Source organism: Pseudomonas sp. R45(2017) (assembly GCF_002112305.1).
GTDB classification, from domain to species: domain Bacteria; phylum Pseudomonadota; class Gammaproteobacteria; order Pseudomonadales; family Pseudomonadaceae; genus Aquipseudomonas; species Aquipseudomonas paraglycinae.
This window is the reverse complement of sequence record NZ_NEHH01000020.1, coordinates 1-17,669: the sequence shown is the minus strand read 5'-3', so window position 1 is coordinate 17,669 and position 17,669 is coordinate 1. Positions and strand designations below refer to the sequence as shown.

Below are 17,669 nucleotides of genomic sequence, written 5' to 3'. Positions count from 1 at the left end.
TGTTACGGTTTTACCAACCGCGCATCCAGGCTGTTCTGCGCCAGGCGCTTGGCCTGATCCTGGGTCATGCCCAGGTGAGTGTGCAGCGCGTGGAAGTTCTCGGTCACGTAACCGCCGAAGTACGCCGGGTCATCGGAGTTCACCGTGACCTTCACGCCACGCTCGAGCATGTTGAGGATGTTGTGCTGCGACATGTGATCGAACACGCAGAGCTTGGTGTTCGACAGCGGGCATACGGTCAGCGGGATCTGCTCGTCGATGATCCGCTGCATCAGACGCTCGTCTTCGATGGCGCGTACGCCATGGTCGATGCGCTGGATCTTCAGCAGGTCGATGGCTTCCCAGATGTATTCCGGTGGGCCTTCTTCACCGGCATGGGCGACGGTCAGGAAGCCTTCGTGACGGGCACGGTCGAACACGCGCTGGAACTTGCTTGGCGGGTGACCCATCTCGGAACTGTCCAGACCCACCGCGACGAACGCATCACGGAACGGCAACGCCTGGTCGAGGGTTTTCTGCGCTTCGTCTTCGCTCAGGTGACGCAGGAAACTCAGGATCAAGCCGCTGGTGATGCCCAGTTGCTGCTCGCCATCCTTCAGCGCGGCGGCGATGCCGTTGAGCACCACTTCGAATGGGATGCCACGGTCGGTGTGGGTCTGCGGATCGAAGAACGGTTCGGTGTGGATCACGTTCTGTTCTTTGCAGCGCAGCAGGTAGGCCCAGGTCAGGTCGTAGAAATCCTGGGAGGTGCGCAGCACATCGGCGCCCTGGTAATACAGGTCGAGGAATTCCTGCAGATTGTTGAAGGCGTAAGCCTTGCGCAGGGTTTCGACGTCGCTCCACGGCAGGGCGATCTTGTTGCGTTCGGCCAGGGCGAACAGCAGCTCGGGCTCCAGCGAACCTTCGAGGTGCAGGTGCAGTTCGGCCTTGGGCAGGGCGTTGAGCCAGTCGTACATATTCTTTTCTCATCAGGTGCAATGGCGGGCATTCTACAGATGCCCGCCGAAACAATTGGCAAAACCTGACCAACCGATCCATCACACCGCTTCCTGCTCCCGTCGATAGGCGTAGGTGTCGGCGAAGCGCGACAGCAGGAATTCGGCGCAGGTGGTGGTCGGATATTTCGCCGGATGCTGTGCGTCCTGGCAACCGGGCAGGCACTCGATACGGGTGTCCGGGTGTGGTTCGGCGAAGAACGGCATCGAGTAGCGATCCACCCCGAGCGGGCTGATGACCCGGTGCGGGGTCGAGCGATAACGGTCGTTGCTCCAGCGCGCCATCATGTCGCCGAGGTTGACCACGAAGGTGCCGTCGATGGGCGGTGCGTCGATCCACTGGCCTTTGACGTTTTTCACCTGCAAGCCGCCGGCCGTGTCCTGATAGAGCAGCGTGATGCAGCCGTAATCGGTGTGCGCGCCCGCACCTTGCTGTTCGGCGGAACTGGCGGTGTGGCGCGGCGGGTAGTGGATCATCCGCAGCACGCTGACCGGCTCGTTGAAGCGCGTGTCGAAGAAGTCGCGCTCGATGCCCAGCGCTAACGTCATGGCCCGCAACAGGGTTTGCGCGAGTGCCTGCATGTCGAGGTAGTGCTGCTCCATCAACGTTTCCCAGCCGGGAACGGCCGGATGACGGTTGGGACCGCGCAAGGGTTTTTCTGCCAGTACCTCGGGATGATTGGCCGGCAGGTGCAGGCCCATGTCGAAGGTTTCCTTGAGGTCGCTGGGTTTGTCCGGGTCGAGCTGTTCGGTAGCGATGGCGCCGTAGCCGCGATGATGGACGGTCCGGGTGATGTCGATCTTGAGCTTTTCCGCGGTCGGCAATGCAAAGAAGCGCCGGGCGTGATCGAGCAGGGATTCGATGCGCTGCGCAGAAATCGGATGCCCCTTGATATAGAAGAAGCCCCATTCGCGGCAGGCGTGGTCGATCTGTTCGGCGACGGCGGGCCAGGCGTTCTGGTCGTCGGAGTAGAGCGGGGAGATGTCGATGATCGGAAGTTGGTTCATTTCGAATGCTCTTTAATGATCGTTCCCACGTCGAGGCGTCGAACCGTCTGCGTGGGAATGCCTCAATGGACGCTCCGCGTCCGCTTTCGGCAGGGACGCGGAGCGTCCCGGGCTGCATTCCCACGCGGAGCGTGGGAACGATCACAGGGTAGATGTTGGAATTTACTTCGGCATCTCGGCCTTCATGCCTTCGACGTAGTAGTTCATCGACGCCAGTTCGGCGTTGGTGGCGCTGACCCCCGCCGGGATTTTCTCGACGCCGGCCTGATCCTTGATCGGCCCGGTGAACGGTTGCAGGGCGCCGCTCTTGATGTCGGCGATGATCTGCTCGGCTTCGGCCTTCACCGGTGCCGGCACCAGATCGCTGATCGGCAGTTCGACCGTGCCCTCCTTCAAACCGCCCCAGTAGTCCTGGGATTTCCAGTTGTGGTCGATCACGCTCTGGGTCGCCTGAATGTAGTGCGGCGCCCAGTCGTTGACGATCGAGGTCAGCACCGCTTTCGGCCCGAAGTGCGCCATGTCCGAAGCGTAGCCCACGGCATACACACCGCGTCGCTCGGCGGCCTGGATCGGCGCCGGGCTGTCGGTGTGCTGGAACACCACGTCCACGCCCTGATCGATCAGCGCGTTGGCGGCATCGGCCTCTTTGCCGGGATCGAACCACGAGTTGACCCATACCACTTTGATCTCGGTGCCGGGGTTGTACTTGTTCAAGGCCAGCTGGATGGCGTTGATGTCGCGGATCACTTCGGGGATCGGGAACGAGGCGACGTAACCGATCTTTTTGGTCTTGGTCATCTTCGCCGCGAGGAAGCCACCGACGTAACGGCCCTCGTAGGTGCGCGCGAGATAGGTGCCGAGGTTCTTGTCCTGCTTGTAGCCGGTGGCGTGTTCGAAGGTCACCTTGGGAAACTGTTTGGCGACTTTCACCGTCGGGTTCATGTAGCCGAACGAGGTGGTGAAGATCAGGTCGTAATTGTCCTTGGCCATGTTGCGGATCACCCGCTCGGCATCGGCGCCTTCGGCGACGTTTTCCACGTAGTTGGTGGTGATCTGCGTGCCGAGTTTTTCCGCCAGCGCCTTGCGCCCCTGTTCATGCTGATACGTCCAGCCGTGGTCGCCGATGGGGCCGATGTAGACGAAACCGACTTTCAGTGGATCGGCGGCACTGGCGCTCAGGCTGAGGCCAAGGCCCATGGCGATGCACAGCAGTGTTTGCAGTGGACGTTTTTGCATGAACGCGAACTCCCTTTTGTTGTGTGTGGGGAGGGCAATGCAAAAGACTGACCAAGCGGACAACAATCTGGCTTGAAACCGAGGCGCGCCCATCGCGGGCAAGCCCGCTCCCACAAAACGCCGCGATCCCTGTGGGAGCGGGCTTGCCTGCGAAGAGGCCGCAAAGGCCAATAAAAGTGCAGGCGTAGATAAAGCTGCCATCGGCTGGTGCGCTAAGGTGTAACGAAACGTTAGCGCCGCCCCGCAGTCAGTAGCTCATTCGCACTCTTCGGCAAAAAGGCCCGTCATGTTCACCATCCTCAAGCAAGAAAGCTTTCTGCTGTTGGCCGTCATTGCCACCTGTGTTGCGTATCCGCTGGAGCACTGGCTGCTGCACAGCGGCCAGATCGTCGCGCTGACGGCCGGGCTGGTGCTGATCGCGTTCATCGTCGCCGCCTCGATGCGCGTCGCCCATCAGGCCGAACTGCTCGCGGAAAAAGTCGGCGACCCGTACGGCACGATGATCCTGACCCTGGCCGCCGTGCTGGTGGAAGTGGTGATTCTGGCGATCATGATGAGCAACGAAGCCTCGCCGACGTTGGTGCGCGACACGATCTATTCGGCGGTGATGCTCGACATCAACGGCATCCTCGGCCTCGCTGCGCTGATGGGCGGGATCAAGCATGGCGAGCAGTCCTACAACGACGATTCGGCCCGCAGTTACAGCGTGATGATCCTCACTGCCATGGGCGTGTCGATGGTGGTGCCGGAGTTCATTCCCGAGGCCAACTGGAAAATCTATTCGGCGTTCACCATCGGCGCGATGGTGGTGCTTTATGCGTTGTTTCTGCGCATGCAGGTTGGGCCGCATAGTTACTTTTTCAGCTACAGCTACCCGGACAAACGCCGCAAGAAAGAGCCCGTGGAGCAGGAGCCGAAACCGGTCAGCCTGGCGCTGTCGATCGGCATTCTGGTGTTCGGTGTGGTGGTAATCGGCGCACTGGCCGAGGTGATGTCCAAGACCCTTGATCTGGGGCTGGAAGGGACGGGCGCACCGCCGGTGATCACGGCGATTCTGGTGGCGGCGATTTCGGCGGCGCCGGAGATTCTGACCGCGTTGCGCGCGGCGTTGGCCAACCGCATGCAGTCGGTGGTCAACATTGCAATGGGCGCTTCGTTATCGACGGTAATTTTGACGGTGCCGGTGATGGAAGCGATGGCGCTCTATACCGGGCAGCCGTTTCAGATGGCGATGACGCCGGTGCAGACGGTGATGATCTTCATCACGCTGATCGTCAGCGCGATCAACCTCAATGACGGCGAGACCAATGCCATTGAGGGCATGACGCATTTTGTGCTGTTTGCGACGTTCATCATGTTGTCGCTGCTGGGGTTGTGATTGATCGTTCCCACGTCGAGGCGTCGAACCGTCTGCGTGGGAATGCCGCAAGGGACGCTCCGCGTCCAACGCTGGAACGCAGAGCGTCCCGGTATGCATTCCCACGCGGAGCGTGGGAATGATCAGAGGGGGGAGATCAGGTGCCGGCAATCAACTGCCGAGCCGCCTGGCTGTGATCGGCAATCAGGCCTTTGAGATCCAGGCCTTCAACCTGCCCGTCAACCACACGCCACTTGCCGCCGACCATCACTCGATCCGCGCGGTCTGCGCCGCACAACAGCAGCGCCGAGATCGGGTCATGGCTGCCGGAGAAACGCAGCTCATCGAGCTTGAACAACGCCAGATCCGCCTGCTTGCCCACCGCCAATTCACCGATATCGGTACGGCCCAACAGGCTCGCCGAACCCTTGGTCGCCCAGCCCAGCACACGTTCCGGAGTGATCTTCTCGGCGCCATAACGCAGGCGCTGGATGTACAGGGCCTGACGCGCTTCGAGGATCATGTTCGAGGCATCGTTGGACGCCGAGCCATCCACACCGATACCGAACAACGCGCCGGCATCGGTCAGATCGATACTCGGGCAGATGCCGGACGCCAGACGCATGTTCGAGCTCGGGCAATGGCAGATACCGGTGCCGGCCGCGCCGAGGCGGGCAATCTCGTCGGGGTTGAAATGGATGCCGTGGGCCAGCCAGGTGCGCGGGCCGAGCCAGCCGACGCTGTCCAGATAATCCACGGTGCGCAGGCCGAAGCGTTGCAGGCAGAAGTCTTCTTCGTCGAGGGTTTCGGCGAGGTGGGTGTGCAGACGCACATCAAGCTTGTTCGCCAGTTCGGCGCTGGCGGACATGATTTCCGGGGTCACCGAGAACGGCGAGCACGGTGCCAGGGCGATCTGGATTTGCGCGCCGTCGCCACGTTCGTGGTACTCGTGAATCAGGCGCTGGCTGTCGTCGAGAATCACCTGGCCTTCCTGCACGGTCTGCTGCGGAGGCAGGCCGCCGTCCTTCTCGCCGAGGCTCATCGAACCGCGGGTGAGCATCGCGCGCATGCCCAGTTCGCGCACGGTTTCGACTTGCACGTCGATGGCGTTTTCCAGACCATCCGGGAACAGGTAATGGTGGTCGGCGGCGGTGGTGCAACCCGACAACAGCAACTCGGCCAGCGCGACTTTGGTGGCGAGGGCGAGCTTTTCAGGCGTCAGGCGCGCCCAGACCGGGTACAGGGTTTTCAGCCACGGGAACAACGGCTGATTGACCACCGGCGCCCAGGCGCGGGTCAGGGTCTGATAGAAGTGGTGATGGGTGTTGATCAGGCCCGGCAGGATCACGTGTTCACGGGCGTCGAACACTTCATTGGATGGGGCGGAAGGTTGCTGGCCGGCGCCGAGCACTTCGGTGATCACACCGTCTTGCAGCACCAGACCGCCACGGGCATCGAGACCGTTGGCCGTGAAAATGGCGAGGGGATTTTTTAACCAGATACGGGTCGCAGGCATTGTGGCCGGCTCCTCTGAAAGTTGGGTTCAGGGTTGCCAGCTCAGTGTTGCCCTGTCTGCTGATCCAGGGTCGCCGCGAAGGACGAGGTGCGGAGTTTCGAACAAAATGTTGCGACGGGCAAGCCCGACCCGACCAGACACCGGGAGAACCCTGCGGGGGCAAGCCCCCCACAGGGTTCAGTGATTACCAGGGAATGGTTTCACCCTTGTAGTTCACGAAATGATGGCCGCCCTTGCCGGCAAACGCGTCCACCTGATCCACCAGGCCACGGGTGCTGGTCTCCACGTCGATGTCGGCACCTTCGCCGCCCATGTCGGTTTTCACCCAGCCCGGATGCAGCGACAGCACGGTGAGTTTCTGCTCGCCCAACTGAGTGACGAAGCTGTTGGTCATCGAGTTCAGCGCCGCTTTGCTGGCCTTGTACAGCGCCAGTTCCGGCGCGTCGGGCATGGTCACGCTGCCGAGCACCGAACTCATGAACGCGAGCACGCCGTTGCCGTCGCGGATCTGCCCGACGAAGCGCTGAGCCAGATTGATCGGCGCCACGGCGTTGGTGAAGAACAGTTGGCCGACTTCCGCCAGCGTCGCGCCACCCGGCGTCTGGACTTCCGGGCCTTTGACCCCTGCGTTGACGAACAGCAGGTCGAAGGTCTCGCCCTTGAGCTGCTGGCTCAGGGCGATCACCGCTTGCTGGTCGTCCATGTCGAGTTTTTCGATTTGCACGTTGCCCAGTGCTTTGAGAGCCTCGGCGTTGGAAGGGTTGCGAACCGTGGCGGTGACTTGCCAGCCGTCGGCCAGCAGGGTTTTCACCAGACCCAGGCCCAGGCCCCGGGAGGCGCCGATGATCAGTGCGTGCTTGGCAGGATTCAGTGCGGACATGATTGGCTTTCCTAGAAGGTTGAAAGATCATGGGTTCAATGGACAACGTTGACCGAGCCGATGTTGCAATTCCTGGCGCAACTCACCGAGCTCGGCCATGCGGGTTTCGACCAGCTTGAGTTTGTCTTGCAGCAGTTGCGTGACGGTGGTGTCGGGGTTTGGCGAGTGCCACAACGCGCCAACGCTGTTGCCAATCTCGCCAAGGGTAAAGCCCAGACGTTGCGCCGTTTTGATATAGAGCACCAATTGCACCATCTCCGGCGGATAGTCGCGATAACCGTTGGCGCTGCGTTGCGCCGCGATCAATCCGCGCTCCTCGTAAAAACGCAGCGTGTCACGGCTGACATCGCAGGCCTGGGCCAACTCACCGATGCGCATCTTGCAGGTCTCGAAAGTGTTTGACCCTGGAGCATACTCCAGGCTTTACCGTAGTTGCTCCCTGAATTTTCGGAGCAAGGATGATGTGGACTTCAACGCAGTATCGGCAGGTGGTGCGCGGCAGCGCCTGGTATGACTTGATCGTGACGGCAGCGTTTGTCACGCCGTGGAGTTTTGCTGTGTTGCATGGGTTGCTGACGGCGCTCAGTCAGGCGCTGGAGCTGCCCGGCGAGCTGCCGCCGTTCGAACCTGCGCACCTGTTGATAGCCAATTTGTTCGGTTCGGTGGTGTGCATGTGGGCGGTGCTGCGGATTCGTGATCCGCAGCCGGTCTATGGACGCTATGACGCGGTGACGCGATTTCTCTTCGCCGGGTGGATGACGTATGCCGTGGCCCACGGCGCCAGCTCGTTGGTGGTGGGTTTCCTGGTTCTCGAAGTGGCGTGGGGCATTGCTCAGGCGTTGCCGGTTCGGCCGCTGTCGCGAGCCGTAACGGCTTAGCGCCCGGCCTGCCACGGCTGCCCCAGTGACACCGGCGCATACAACCGCGTACGCAGCGCATCCCGCGACAACAACACCAGCACCAGAATCGTCGCGACGTACGGCAACATCGCCAGCAGACTCGAAGGAATCGCCAGCCCCAACCCCTGCGCCACCAGGTGCAGGATGCTGGCGAGTCCGAACAGATACGCCCCGAGCAATAGTCGCCACACCCGCCAACTGGCGAACACCACCAGCGCCAGGGCGATCCAGCCGCGTCCGGCGGTCATGTTCTCGGCCCACATCGGCGTGTACGCCAGCGACAGATAAGCGCCGGCCAGTCCGGCCATCGCCCCGCCGAACAATACCGCCAGTGTGCGCACGGTCAGCACCGGCAAGCCCATGGCACTGGCCGCATCAGGATTCTCGCCGACCGCTTGAACGATCAGCCCGACACGGCTTTTCACGATCACCCACGCCACCAGCGCAAACAGCGCGAACGACAGGTACACCAGCAGATCCTGGGCAAACAGCATGCGGCCGATCAGCGGGATTTCGCTCAGGTAGGGAATCGCCAGCGGCTCGAATCCCGCCAGCGGTTTGCCGACCCACGCGGCGCCGACAAAGGTCGACAGGCCCACGCCAAAAATCGTCAGCGCCAGCCCGGTCGCCACCTGATTGGCGTTGAACACCAGCGCCACCAGCGCAAACAGCGACGACAACAGCATCCCGGCGAGCATCGCCAACACAACGCCCAACCAAAGGTTGCCGCTGTTGAACGCGACGATGAAACCGATCACCGCGCCAAACAGCATCATGCCTTCCTGGCCAAGGTTGAGTACGCCGCTCTTCTCGCAAATCAATTCACCCAGCGCCACCAACAGCAGTGGCGTACCGCAGCGCACCATGGCGTAGAAAATATTGCTCAGCAGATCGATATCCATCACAGCGCTCCGGCGGTTACGGCGGTGGTTGAAGTGCGCCGTGCCCAGCGCAGGTTCAGGCGTGGCCGATAGAGGATCAGCACGTCACAGGCCAGCAGAAAAAACAGCATCATTCCCTGGAACAGCTGAGTGATCGCCTGCGGTAGATTCAGCGTCATCTGTGCGCTCTCGCCACCGATGTACAGCAGCGCCATCAACAGGCTGGAAAACAGAATCCCGATCGGATTGAGCCGCCCGAGAAACGCCACAGTGATCGCCGCATAGCCGTAGCCCGGTGAGACCTGCGGCACCAGTTGGCCGATCGGCCCGGTGACTTCGCAGACACCGGCAAGCCCCGCCAATCCTCCGCTGATCAGCAGTGCGAGCCAGATCAGACGCTTCTCGCGAAACCCGACAAACCCTGCCGCACGCTTGTCCAGGCCCAGCACCTTGATCTGGAAACCGACAAAGCTTTTCTGCAGCAACACCCACACCGCGACCAGCGCGAGCAAGGCGAAATACACGCCGATGTGTGCCCGACCGTCCTCCATCAACAGCGGCAGGCGGCTGGCATCGCTGAACATTGCCGACTCGGGAAAGTTGAACCCGGCCGGATCCTTCAGCGGCCCGTGTACGCAGAACAGCAGCAGGTTCAGCGCGATGTAATTGAGCATGATGCTGGTGAGGATTTCGTTGGCGTTGAAGCGCGTGCGCAACCAGGCGGTGAACCCGGCCCAAGCGGCGCCGGCGAGGGTGCCGGTGAGCAGGATCAGCACCAGCGCCCAGCGGCTTTGCACATCGATGATGTTCACCGCCAGCGCACTGCCGGCCAGGGCGCCGAGCAGCAATTGGCCTTCGGCGCCGATGTTCCAGATCCGCGCCTGATAGGCCACTGCGAGGCCCAACGCACACAACAGAATCGGCAGGGTTTTGACCAGCAGCTCGGAGACGCCATACAGGTCGCTGATCGGGGCGATCAACAACGTGTGCAGGGTTTTCAGCGGATCATGGCCAAGGGCGACGAACAGCAAAGATCCGCAGACCAGCGTCAGCGCCGCCGCCAGCACCGGCGAGCACCACAGCATCAGGCGCGACTGCCGGCCACGGGGTTCGAGGGAAAGCAACATGGGAAAACTCCGTTAAACCGTGGCCGGTTGTGATTGAGGGGTGTCGAACTGGCCGGCCATCCAGCCGCCGACGTCGCTGAGGCGGGTTTGCGCAGTGTCCTGCAACGCTGACAGGCGCCCGCCGCACAGCGCGCCGAGGCGGTCGCTGATCTGGAACAGTTCGTCGAGGTCTTCGGAGATCACCAGAATCGCCGCCCCGGCATCGCGCAGGGCAATCAGCGCCCGATGAATGGTGGCCGCCGCGCCGACATCCACGCCCCAGGTCGGGTGCGCGGCGATCAGCAGTTTCGGTTGCTGGAGGATTTCCCGGCCGAGGATGAATTTCTGCAGGTTGCCGCCGGACAGGCTGCGGGCGGCGGTCTGGGTGTCCGGGGTTTTCACGCCGAAGCGCTGGATGATCGTTTGGGCGAGGGCTTCGACCTTGCCGCGCTCGATCAAGCCATGGCTGACCAGGCCTTGTTGAAAAGCGGTGAGCAGGGCGTTGTCCGCCAGGCTCATGTCCGGCACCGCGCCATGCCCGAGGCGTTCGGCGGGGACGAACGCCAGGCCGAGTTTGCGTCGCGCATCCGGGCGCCGATCGGCGACGGGGTGTTCTCGGAAACGGATGGTTGCCGCTGATTCGCGGGGCAACGTTTGTTCGCCGCTGAGCAAGGCGAGTAACTCGTCCTGACCGTTGCCCGCCACGCCGGCGATGCCGACGATTTCACCGCTGCGCACCTGCAGATCGATATCGCTCAGGGAGCAGCCGTAGGGATCCGGGTTGTGCCAGTTCAATCCACTGACCTGCAAGAACGCCGCGCCACCGCTGACCTTCGTGAACTCGCCGATCAATGTCGCGGCGTCGCCCACCATCAATTGTGCCAGTTGCCGATCAGTGCAGTCGGCCGGTACGCAATGCCCGGCCACCCGACCGCCGCGCAACACCGTGGCGCTGTGGCACAAGGCGCGCACCTCGCCGAGTTTGTGGCTGATGAACAGAATGCTGCAGCCCTCGGCCGCGAGCCGGCGCAGGGTGATGAACAACTCGTCGGCTTCCTGCGGCGTGAGTACCGAGGTCGGCTCATCGAGAATCAGCAGGCGAATGTCCTGCATCAGGCAACGAACGATCTCCACCCGTTGCCGCTCGCCGATCGACAGGCTGTGGACAAGTCGCTGGGGCTCCAGCGCCATGCCATATCGGCGCGACACTTCACGGATTTTCGCCTCCAGCTGTTTCGGCGAACCGGCCGCTGCACCCATCGCCAGCGCGATGTTTTGCGCCACGCTCAGGGTCTCGAACAGCGAGAAATGCTGGAACACCATGCCGATGCCCAACTGCCGCGCCTGGGCCGGGTTGCGCATGCTCACCGGTTGACCCTGCCAGAGCATCTCGCCTGAATCGGCCTGGGTGACGCCGTAGATGATCTTCATCAACGTGCTTTTGCCTGCACCGTTTTCACCGAGCAGCGCGTGGATTTCACCGGGGGCGATGCTCAGGTCGATGGCGTCATTGGCGAGGCAACCGGGATAACGTTTGCTGATGTGGCGCAGTTGCAGGCGCGGTGTGGACGTGGCGTTTGGCATGACAGGCTCGGGTCGCTTGGAGTTGTGCCTGTGGATAAAGCAATTTCCTGGCCATTGAGTCAGGAACGCAGGCGACTGCTGTTTGCCAGCCTGTGGCGTAGAGCCTGTGAAATGAATTAGACGTCTTGCGCGGCACCACTTGAGGGCAAAGCCTTTGATCAGGCTCCAGTTTTGCCCGCACCGGGCTGATCAAAAAACGAACAACCTCGCCAAAGCCATGCAGAACCTGCGACTGCGCCAGCCATGAACGGCTTATCCACAGGTTGCTCCACAGTATTTGTGCGCAAGACAAAATCCCGGGCATAAGCACTGCCGGGCTTTCTTCCAAAGGCGATAAACGACGCTAAGCGATTGTTTTTACGTGAAATTGTTTGTTGTGATGGGCGATTGGACGAAAAGTGAGCAAATCCCGCAAAGCCACGTGACAGAAGGGTTACAGCCTCCTGTGCTCAGGTTATCCACAGCCGGGTGCACAGCGGATGTGGGCAAGTCTCGGGTATAAGCAAATCGGCTTGTGCCCTAAAACATGGCGGGGCTTCAACGCTGCAGCAGGATTCGCCCACGGCTCAGATCGGCCAACTGATTCTGCAACGGCTCGATGTGCGCTTCACCCACGGCCAGTTGCAACTCGACACCATTGGCGGTGAAGTTTTCCTCGACCACCAATCCGCCCAGATCCGCGACCCGCAGCTTCACCAGCGCCAGTTCGCCAAAGGCGCAGGCGCAGTGCACGGGCACGCGGCTGATCAACTCGATCTTCGGCGCGGCTTGCAGGCACTTGTTGGCGCCGCCGCCGTAGGCGCGGGCCAGGCCGCCGGTGCCCAGCTGAATGCCGCCGTACCAGCGGATTACCAGCACCGCGACCTGATCGCAGTCCTGCGCCTCGATGGCCGCGAGAATCGGCCGACCGGCAGTGCCGCCGGGTTCGCCGTCGTCGTTGCTGCGGTACTGATCGCCGAGTTTCCACGCCCAGCAATTGTGCGAAGCGTTCAAGTCGCTGTGCTGCTCGATGAAGGCTTGCGCCTCAGCGGGGCTGCCGATCGGCGCAGCGAAGGTGATGAAACGGCTTTTGCGGATTTCTTCGCGGAACTCGCAAAAGCCGCTGAGGGTGAATGGCATAAAACGACTTATATAGAAGCAGTGAGGCCGCAGCCTTTGAGAATGATGCGGATCAGATTGTTGCCGGCGTCTTCCATATCCTGTTTGGTCAACTTGCTGCGACCGGTCACCCGGCAGATCTGGGTGGCGAAGTCGGCGTAATGCTGGGTGCTGCCCCACAACAGGAAGATCAGGTGCACCGGGTCGACCGGATCCATTTTGCCCGCGTCGATCCAGGCCTGGAAAACGCCGGCGCGGCCCTGGAACCAGGCGCGGTAATCCTGGTTGAAATATTCGGTCAGGCATTCGCCGCCGCTGATCACTTCCATCGCGAAGATCCGCGACGCTTGCGGCTGGCGACGGGAGAATTCCATTTTCGCGCGGATGTAGCGGGTCAACGCTTCGGCCGGATCGTCCTCGGCCGTGAGGGAGTTGAAGGTGCTGTCCCACAATTGAAGGATGTTGCTCAGCACCGCCACGTACAGTCCCAGTTTGTTGGTGAAGTAGTAATGCAGATTCGCCTTGGGCAGTCCGGCCTTGGTGGCGATGGTGTTCATGCTCGTGCCTTTGTACCCGTGACGGGCGAACTCGTCTTCGGCGGCTTTGATGATGGTCTCTTCGTTCTTCTGACGAATGCGGCTGGCAGGTTTGCCGCCGTGAGCGGGGACTTCAAAGGTCATAGGCACTTCCGGGTTGGTCTGTGGGGTGCAACCAGTTGCGTTGATAGCGCAACCAACGGCGCGGGACAAGCCCCGGGCGAATAAAACCCGGTCGTCAGCGGGTGGCTGCGAGGCTTTCGAGAAAGCTTTCCAGTACCAGATGAGGGCGGCGGCCCTTGCGGGTGACCGAAGCCAGGCTCAAATCATAGAAGCGGGTGCTGGCCTTGAGTGCGCGCAAGCGACCTTGTTGTACCCAGAGACTGGCGTAGTGATCCGGCAGGTAACCGATGTAACGCCCGGTCAGAATCAGGAACGCCATGCCTTCGCGGTCGGAAGCGCTGGCGGTGCAATTGAGGGCCTGATAGTGCGCCTGGATCTCTGCCGGCAAACGGAAGGTCGGGGCGATGGCGTCCTGACTGTTGAGGCGCTCGTCATCCAACTGTTTATCGTCAACGTAAAACAGCGGATGGCCGACCGCGCAATAAAGCAGCGAGCGTTCGCTGTACAGCGGCTGATATTCCAGTCCCGACAACGCACTGGCCTGCGGCACCACGCCGACATGCAGGCGCCCATCGAGCACGCCTTGCTCGACTTCATTGGGAGCGATCATGCGGATCTGGATCTGCACGTCCGGCCCGCGCTCCTTCAACTGCGCGAGCGCGTGGGTGATGCGCATGTGGGGCAGGGTGACGAGGTTGTCGGTCAGGCCGATGATCAACTCGCCGCGCAGGTGCTGATGCAGGCCGTTGACCTCGGTGCGAAAGCTCTCCAGTGCACTCAACAGCTGCAGCGCCGACTGGTAAACCTCACGACCCTCTTCGGTCAGGGAGAAACCGGCGCGCCCGCGTTGGCACAGACGCAGGCCGAGACGTTGTTCCAGATCACTCATCTGCTGACTGATCGCCGAGCGACCGATGCCGAGTACGGTTTCCGCCGCCGAGAAGCCACCGCACTCCACCACGCTACGAAAAATCCGCAGCAGGCGAATATCAAAGTCACTGACCTGGGCCAGTGGATCGGGGCGGCGGCTGCTCATGCTGATGTTCTCATTGTTTAGCAGAGTTCTAACTGAAGGTTAGAAGAGTTGAATTTCACCGACTTTATCCGCGTGGCAATTTAGCTGCAACAACGCTTTCTATCTCTCTGAAGCTTATTGCCCTGCGAGGTTTTGCCCGATGAACATGCCTGAAAACGCGCCGTCGCCACTGGCCAGTCAACTGAAGCTGGACGCGCACTGGATGCCGTACACCGCCAACCGCAACTTCCAGCGCGACCCGCGTCTGATCGTTGGTGCGGAAGGCAGCTGGCTGATCGACGACAAGGGTCGCAAGGTGTACGACTCGCTGTCCGGTCTGTGGACCTGCGGCGCCGGGCATACCCGCAAGGAAATCCAGGAAGCGGTGGCCAAGCAGTTGGGCACCCTCGATTACTCGCCGGGCTTCCAGTACGGCCACCCGCTGTCGTTCCAGCTGGCGGAGAAAATCACCGATCTGACCCCGGGTAACCTGAACCACGTGTTCTTCACTGACTCCGGTTCCGAATGCGCCGATACCGCGGTGAAAATGGTCCGCGCTTACTGGCGCCTCAAAGGCCAGTCGACCAAGACCAAGATGATCGGCCGCGCCCGTGGCTACCACGGTGTGAACATCGCCGGCACCAGCCTCGGCGGCGTCAACGGCAACCGCAAGCTGTTCGGTCAGGCGATGATGGATGTCGATCACCTGCCGCACACTTTGCTGGCGAGCAATGCGTTCTCCCGTGGCATGCCGGAGCAGGGCGGTATCGCCCTGGCCGATGAGCTGCTGAAGCTGATCGAACTGCACGATGCGTCGAACATCGCAGCGGTGTTCGTTGAGCCGATGGCCGGTTCCGCTGGCGTGCTGGTTCCGCCACAGGGCTACCTCAAGCGTCTGCGTGAAATCTGCGACCAGCACAACATCCTGCTGGTATTCGACGAAGTGATTACCGGGTTCGGCCGTACCGGCACCATGTTCGGCGCCACCACGTTCGGCGTGACCCCGGACCTGATGTGCATCGCCAAGCAAGTCACCAACGGCGCGATCCCGATGGGCGCGGTGATTGCCAGCTCCGAGATCTACCAGACCTTCATGAACCAGCCGACCCCGGAATACGCCGTGGAATTCCCGCACGGCTACACCTACTCGGCGCACCCGGTGGCTTGCGCCGCAGGTCTCGCGGCACTCGACCTGCTGCAAAAGGAAAACCTGGTACAGAGCGTGGCCGAAGTCGCACCGCATTTCGAAAATGCTCTGCATGGTCTGAAAGGCGCGAAGAACGTCATCGACATTCGCAACTTCGGCCTGGCCGGTGCGATCCAGATTGCGGGCCGTGACGGCGACGCCATCGTGCGTCCATTCGAAGCCGGTATGGCGTTGTGGAAAGCCGGGTTCTACGTGCGCTTCGGCGGCGACACCCTGCAGTTCGGCCCAACCTTCAACAGCAAGCCGCAGGACCTTGATCGTCTGTTCGACGCGGTCGGCGAAGTGCTGAACAAGCTCGACTGATTTTTCCTTCTATATAGATACGCCAATAGCAGGCGCCCTTGCGGGCGTCTGTGCACAAGAATTCAGGAGTTCCCCGATGAGCGTTATCCCGCATTTGATCAATGGCGAACTGGTGACCGAGAACGGTCGCGCGGTCGATGTGTTCAACCCGTCTACCGGTCAGGCTATCCACAAACTGCCGCTGGCGACTCGCGAAACCATCCAGCACGCCATCGATGCCGCCAAGGCTGCGTTCCCGGCCTGGCGTAACACGCCACCGGCCAAACGTGCTCAGGTGATGTTCCGCTTCAAGCAATTGCTGGAGCAGAACGAAGCACGTATCTCGCAATTGATCAGCGAAGAACACGGCAAGACCCTGGAAGACGCTGCCGGTGAACTGAAGCGTGGTATCGAGAACGTCGAGTTCGCCTGCGCAGCGCCGGAAATCCTCAAGGGCGAGTACAGCCGCAACGTCGGCCCGAACATCGATGCGTGGTCGGACTTCCAGCCGCTGGGCGTGGTGGCCGGTATCACCCCGTTCAACTTCCCGGCGATGGTGCCGCTGTGGATGTATCCGCTGGCGATCGTCTGCGGCAACTGCTTTATCCTCAAGCCGTCCGAGCGTGATCCGAGCTCGACCCTGCTGATCGCGCAACTGCTGCTGGAAGCAGGCCTGCCGAAAGGTGTGCTGAGCGTGGTGCACGGTGACAAGACTGCGGTGGACGCGCTGATCGAAGCGCCGGAAGTCAAAGCGCTGAGCTTCGTGGGTTCGACGCCGATTGCCGAATACATCTATGCCGAAGGCACCAAACGCGGCAAACGCGTTCAGGCACTGGGCGGCGCGAAGAACCACGCGGTGCTGATGCCGGATGCGGATCTGGACAACGCGGTCAGCGCACTGATGGGCGCGGCTTACGGTTCTTGCGGCGAGCGCTGCATGGCGATTTCGGTAGCCGTGTGTGTGGGCGATCAGGTGGCTGACGCACTGGTGGCCAAACTGGTTCCACAGATCAAGGCGCTGAAAATCGGTGCCGGCACTTCTTGCGGTCTGGACATGGGGCCGCTGGTTACCGGTCAGGCGCGCGACAAGGTCAGCGGCTATGTCGAAGACGGCGTGGCGGCGGGCGCGACCCTGGTGGTCGACGGACGTGGTCTGAGCGTTGCCGGTCATGAAGAAGGCTTCTTCCTGGGGGGCTGCCTGTTCGACAACGTCACTCCTGAGATGCGTATCTATAAAGAAGAGATCTTCGGGCCGGTGCTGTGCATCGTCCGGGTAAACAGCCTGGAAGAGGCGATGCAACTGATCAACGATCACGAATACGGCAACGGCACCTGCATCTTCACCCGTGACGGTGAAGCGGCGCGTCTGTTCTGCGACGAGATCGAAGTCGGCATGGTCGGCGTCAACGTTCCATTGCCGGTGCCGGTGGCTTACCACAGCTTTGGTGGCTGGAAGCGTTCGCTGTTCGGCGATCTGCATGCCTATGGTCCGGATGGTGTGCGCTTCTATACCCGTCGCAAGGCGATCACCCAGCGCTGGCCGCAGCGTGCGAGCCATGAGGCTTCGCAATTCGCTTTCCCTAGCTTGTAAGTAGAAGGTCAGTGCAACGAAGGCCGACCTTTTAAGGTCGGCCTTCGCGTTTCGGGGCTTTTTTGACCGATATGACAGATTTATGAAAATAAGGGTTGACGGCAAATTCTGAGTCTCTATAATTCGCCCCACTTCCGGCGCAGTCGAAACGGAAAACTCCTTGAGATTCAATGAGTTAGGTAGGTTTCGAAGGCGGGTCGCTTCAGTTCATCGAAGCCTGGAAGGAGTTGGAAATGTCGACTTGTTCGGCGCTTTTAACGGTTCGATCTTCTCGGTCGAAAGCGGAGAAAAAGAGGTGTTGACAGCAGCGTGTAACGCTGTAGAATTCGCCTCCCGCTAACGAGAGATCGGAAGC

At 61.3% G+C, this 17,669-nt stretch carries 16 protein-coding genes; 4 read left to right on the top strand and 12 right to left on the bottom strand.

Annotated elements, in window-relative coordinates; genetic code table 11:
- Positions 1-2: 2 nt before the first annotated feature.
- The 3 genes from CAF74_RS28600 to CAF74_RS28590 all read right to left on the bottom strand — a co-directional run bounded on the left by CAF74_RS28600 (position 3) and on the right by CAF74_RS28590 (position 3,239).
- Positions 3-956, bottom strand: coding sequence for an adenosine deaminase (locus CAF74_RS28600; RefSeq protein ID WP_085748592.1), 954 nt, complete (start codon positions 954-956; stop codon positions 3-5).
- A gap of 81 nt (positions 957-1,037) precedes the next feature.
- On the bottom strand, positions 1,038-2,003 hold the full coding sequence (locus CAF74_RS28595; protein WP_085748591.1) for an isopenicillin N synthase family oxygenase: 966 nt from the start codon (positions 2,001-2,003) through the stop codon (positions 1,038-1,040).
- A gap of 162 nt (positions 2,004-2,165) precedes the next feature.
- Positions 2,166-3,239, bottom strand: a complete 1,074-nt coding sequence (locus tag CAF74_RS28590; protein ID WP_011332314.1) for a BMP family ABC transporter substrate-binding protein — start codon at positions 3,237-3,239, stop codon at positions 2,166-2,168.
- Positions 3,240-3,525: 286 nt separating this feature from the next.
- Here CAF74_RS28590 and CAF74_RS28585 point away from each other — a divergent pair, with 286 nt between their 5' ends.
- Positions 3,526-4,617 (top strand): calcium:proton antiporter, encoded by a 1,092-nt coding sequence (locus CAF74_RS28585; RefSeq protein ID WP_085748590.1) that lies wholly within the window; start codon positions 3,526-3,528, stop codon positions 4,615-4,617.
- 136 nt (positions 4,618-4,753) lie between these two features.
- On the opposite strand, the gene CAF74_RS28580 is transcribed toward CAF74_RS28585, so the two are convergent.
- The 3 genes from CAF74_RS28580 to CAF74_RS28570 form a co-directional block, all read right to left on the bottom strand.
- The gene (locus tag CAF74_RS28580; RefSeq protein WP_085748589.1) at positions 4,754-6,112 is read right to left on the bottom strand and encodes an 8-oxoguanine deaminase; all 1,359 of its coding nucleotides are present in this window, start codon (positions 6,110-6,112) and stop codon (positions 4,754-4,756) included.
- A 184-nt stretch (positions 6,113-6,296) separates the two neighbouring features.
- Complete coding sequence (locus CAF74_RS28575; RefSeq protein WP_085748602.1) at positions 6,297-6,983, bottom strand: SDR family oxidoreductase; 687 nt, start codon at positions 6,981-6,983, stop codon at positions 6,297-6,299.
- Between the two features lie 36 nt (positions 6,984-7,019).
- Positions 7,020-7,370, bottom strand: coding sequence for a MerR family transcriptional regulator (locus CAF74_RS28570; protein WP_011332318.1), 351 nt, complete (start codon positions 7,368-7,370; stop codon positions 7,020-7,022).
- An 83-nt stretch (positions 7,371-7,453) separates the two neighbouring features.
- Between CAF74_RS28570 and CAF74_RS28565 the strand changes: the two genes are divergently transcribed.
- Complete coding sequence (locus CAF74_RS28565; RefSeq protein WP_085748601.1) at positions 7,454-7,870, top strand: hypothetical protein; 417 nt, start codon at positions 7,454-7,456, stop codon at positions 7,868-7,870.
- Here CAF74_RS28565 and CAF74_RS28560 read toward each other — a convergent pair.
- From CAF74_RS28560 to CAF74_RS28535, 6 genes are all read right to left on the bottom strand, one after another.
- Positions 7,867-8,793 (bottom strand): ABC transporter permease, encoded by a 927-nt coding sequence (locus CAF74_RS28560; protein WP_085748588.1) that lies wholly within the window; start codon positions 8,791-8,793, stop codon positions 7,867-7,869. The genes CAF74_RS28565 and CAF74_RS28560 overlap by 4 nt on opposite strands.
- Positions 8,793-9,899, bottom strand: a complete 1,107-nt coding sequence (locus CAF74_RS28555; RefSeq protein WP_085748587.1) for an ABC transporter permease — start codon at positions 9,897-9,899, stop codon at positions 8,793-8,795. The genes CAF74_RS28560 and CAF74_RS28555 overlap by 1 nt, the downstream gene beginning before the upstream one ends.
- Before the next feature lie 12 nt (positions 9,900-9,911).
- Positions 9,912-11,462, bottom strand: a complete 1,551-nt coding sequence (locus CAF74_RS28550) for an ABC transporter ATP-binding protein (protein ID WP_085748586.1) — start codon at positions 11,460-11,462, stop codon at positions 9,912-9,914.
- Between the two features lie 537 nt (positions 11,463-11,999).
- Positions 12,000-12,581: a YigZ family protein gene (locus CAF74_RS28545; RefSeq protein WP_085748585.1), complete on the bottom strand. Its 582-nt coding sequence runs from the start codon at positions 12,579-12,581 to the stop codon at positions 12,000-12,002.
- Positions 12,582-12,589: 8 nt separating this feature from the next.
- Positions 12,590-13,240 carry a TetR/AcrR family transcriptional regulator gene (locus CAF74_RS28540; RefSeq protein ID WP_085748584.1) on the bottom strand — a complete coding sequence of 217 codons (651 nt, stop codon included), beginning with the start codon at positions 13,238-13,240 and terminating at the stop codon, positions 12,590-12,592.
- Positions 13,241-13,334: 94 nt separating this feature from the next.
- Positions 13,335-14,255, bottom strand: coding sequence for a LysR family transcriptional regulator (locus CAF74_RS28535; RefSeq protein ID WP_007958517.1), 921 nt, complete (start codon positions 14,253-14,255; stop codon positions 13,335-13,337).
- A gap of 139 nt (positions 14,256-14,394) precedes the next feature.
- Between CAF74_RS28535 and CAF74_RS28530 the strand changes: the two genes are divergently transcribed.
- Together CAF74_RS28530 and CAF74_RS28525 are read left to right on the top strand one after the other, a co-directional pair.
- Positions 14,395-15,744 (top strand): aspartate aminotransferase family protein, encoded by a 1,350-nt coding sequence (locus tag CAF74_RS28530; RefSeq protein WP_011332325.1) that lies wholly within the window; start codon positions 14,395-14,397, stop codon positions 15,742-15,744.
- 76 nt (positions 15,745-15,820) lie between these two features.
- Positions 15,821-17,314 carry a CoA-acylating methylmalonate-semialdehyde dehydrogenase gene (locus tag CAF74_RS28525; protein WP_085748583.1) on the top strand — a complete coding sequence of 498 codons (1,494 nt, stop codon included), beginning with the start codon at positions 15,821-15,823 and terminating at the stop codon, positions 17,312-17,314.
- The last annotated feature ends 355 nt before the right edge of the window (positions 17,315-17,669 follow it).

Bases quoted from the DNA above. Each gene is read 5' to 3' on its own strand.
- CAF74_RS28580 (WP_085748589.1), bottom strand. From the start codon at position 6,112: ATGCCTGCGACCCGTATCTGGTTAAAAAATCCCCTCGCCATTTTCACG.
- CAF74_RS28530 (WP_011332325.1), top strand. From the start codon at position 14,395: ATGAACATGCCTGAAAACGCGCCGTCGCCACTGGCCAGTCAACTGAAG.
- CAF74_RS28590 (WP_011332314.1), bottom strand. From the start codon at position 3,239: ATGCAAAAACGTCCACTGCAAACACTGCTGTGCATCGCCATGGGCCTT.
- CAF74_RS28550 (WP_085748586.1), bottom strand. From the start codon at position 11,462: ATGCCAAACGCCACGTCCACACCGCGCCTGCAACTGCGCCACATCAGC.
- CAF74_RS28570 (WP_011332318.1), bottom strand. From the start codon at position 7,370: ATGCGCATCGGTGAGTTGGCCCAGGCCTGCGATGTCAGCCGTGACACG.
- CAF74_RS28540 (WP_085748584.1), bottom strand. From the start codon at position 13,240: ATGACCTTTGAAGTCCCCGCTCACGGCGGCAAACCTGCCAGCCGCATT.
- CAF74_RS28535 (WP_007958517.1), bottom strand. From the start codon at position 14,255: ATGAGCAGCCGCCGCCCCGATCCACTGGCCCAGGTCAGTGACTTTGAT.
- CAF74_RS28525 (WP_085748583.1), top strand. From the start codon at position 15,821: ATGAGCGTTATCCCGCATTTGATCAATGGCGAACTGGTGACCGAGAAC.
- CAF74_RS28565 (WP_085748601.1), top strand. From the start codon at position 7,454: ATGTGGACTTCAACGCAGTATCGGCAGGTGGTGCGCGGCAGCGCCTGG.
- CAF74_RS28555 (WP_085748587.1), bottom strand. From the start codon at position 9,899: ATGTTGCTTTCCCTCGAACCCCGTGGCCGGCAGTCGCGCCTGATGCTG.
- CAF74_RS28600 (WP_085748592.1), bottom strand. From the start codon at position 956: ATGTACGACTGGCTCAACGCCCTGCCCAAGGCCGAACTGCACCTGCAC.
- CAF74_RS28560 (WP_085748588.1), bottom strand. From the start codon at position 8,793: ATGGATATCGATCTGCTGAGCAATATTTTCTACGCCATGGTGCGCTGC.
- CAF74_RS28545 (WP_085748585.1), bottom strand. From the start codon at position 12,581: ATGCCATTCACCCTCAGCGGCTTTTGCGAGTTCCGCGAAGAAATCCGC.
- CAF74_RS28585 (WP_085748590.1), top strand. From the start codon at position 3,526: ATGTTCACCATCCTCAAGCAAGAAAGCTTTCTGCTGTTGGCCGTCATT.
- CAF74_RS28595 (WP_085748591.1), bottom strand. From the start codon at position 2,003: ATGAACCAACTTCCGATCATCGACATCTCCCCGCTCTACTCCGACGAC.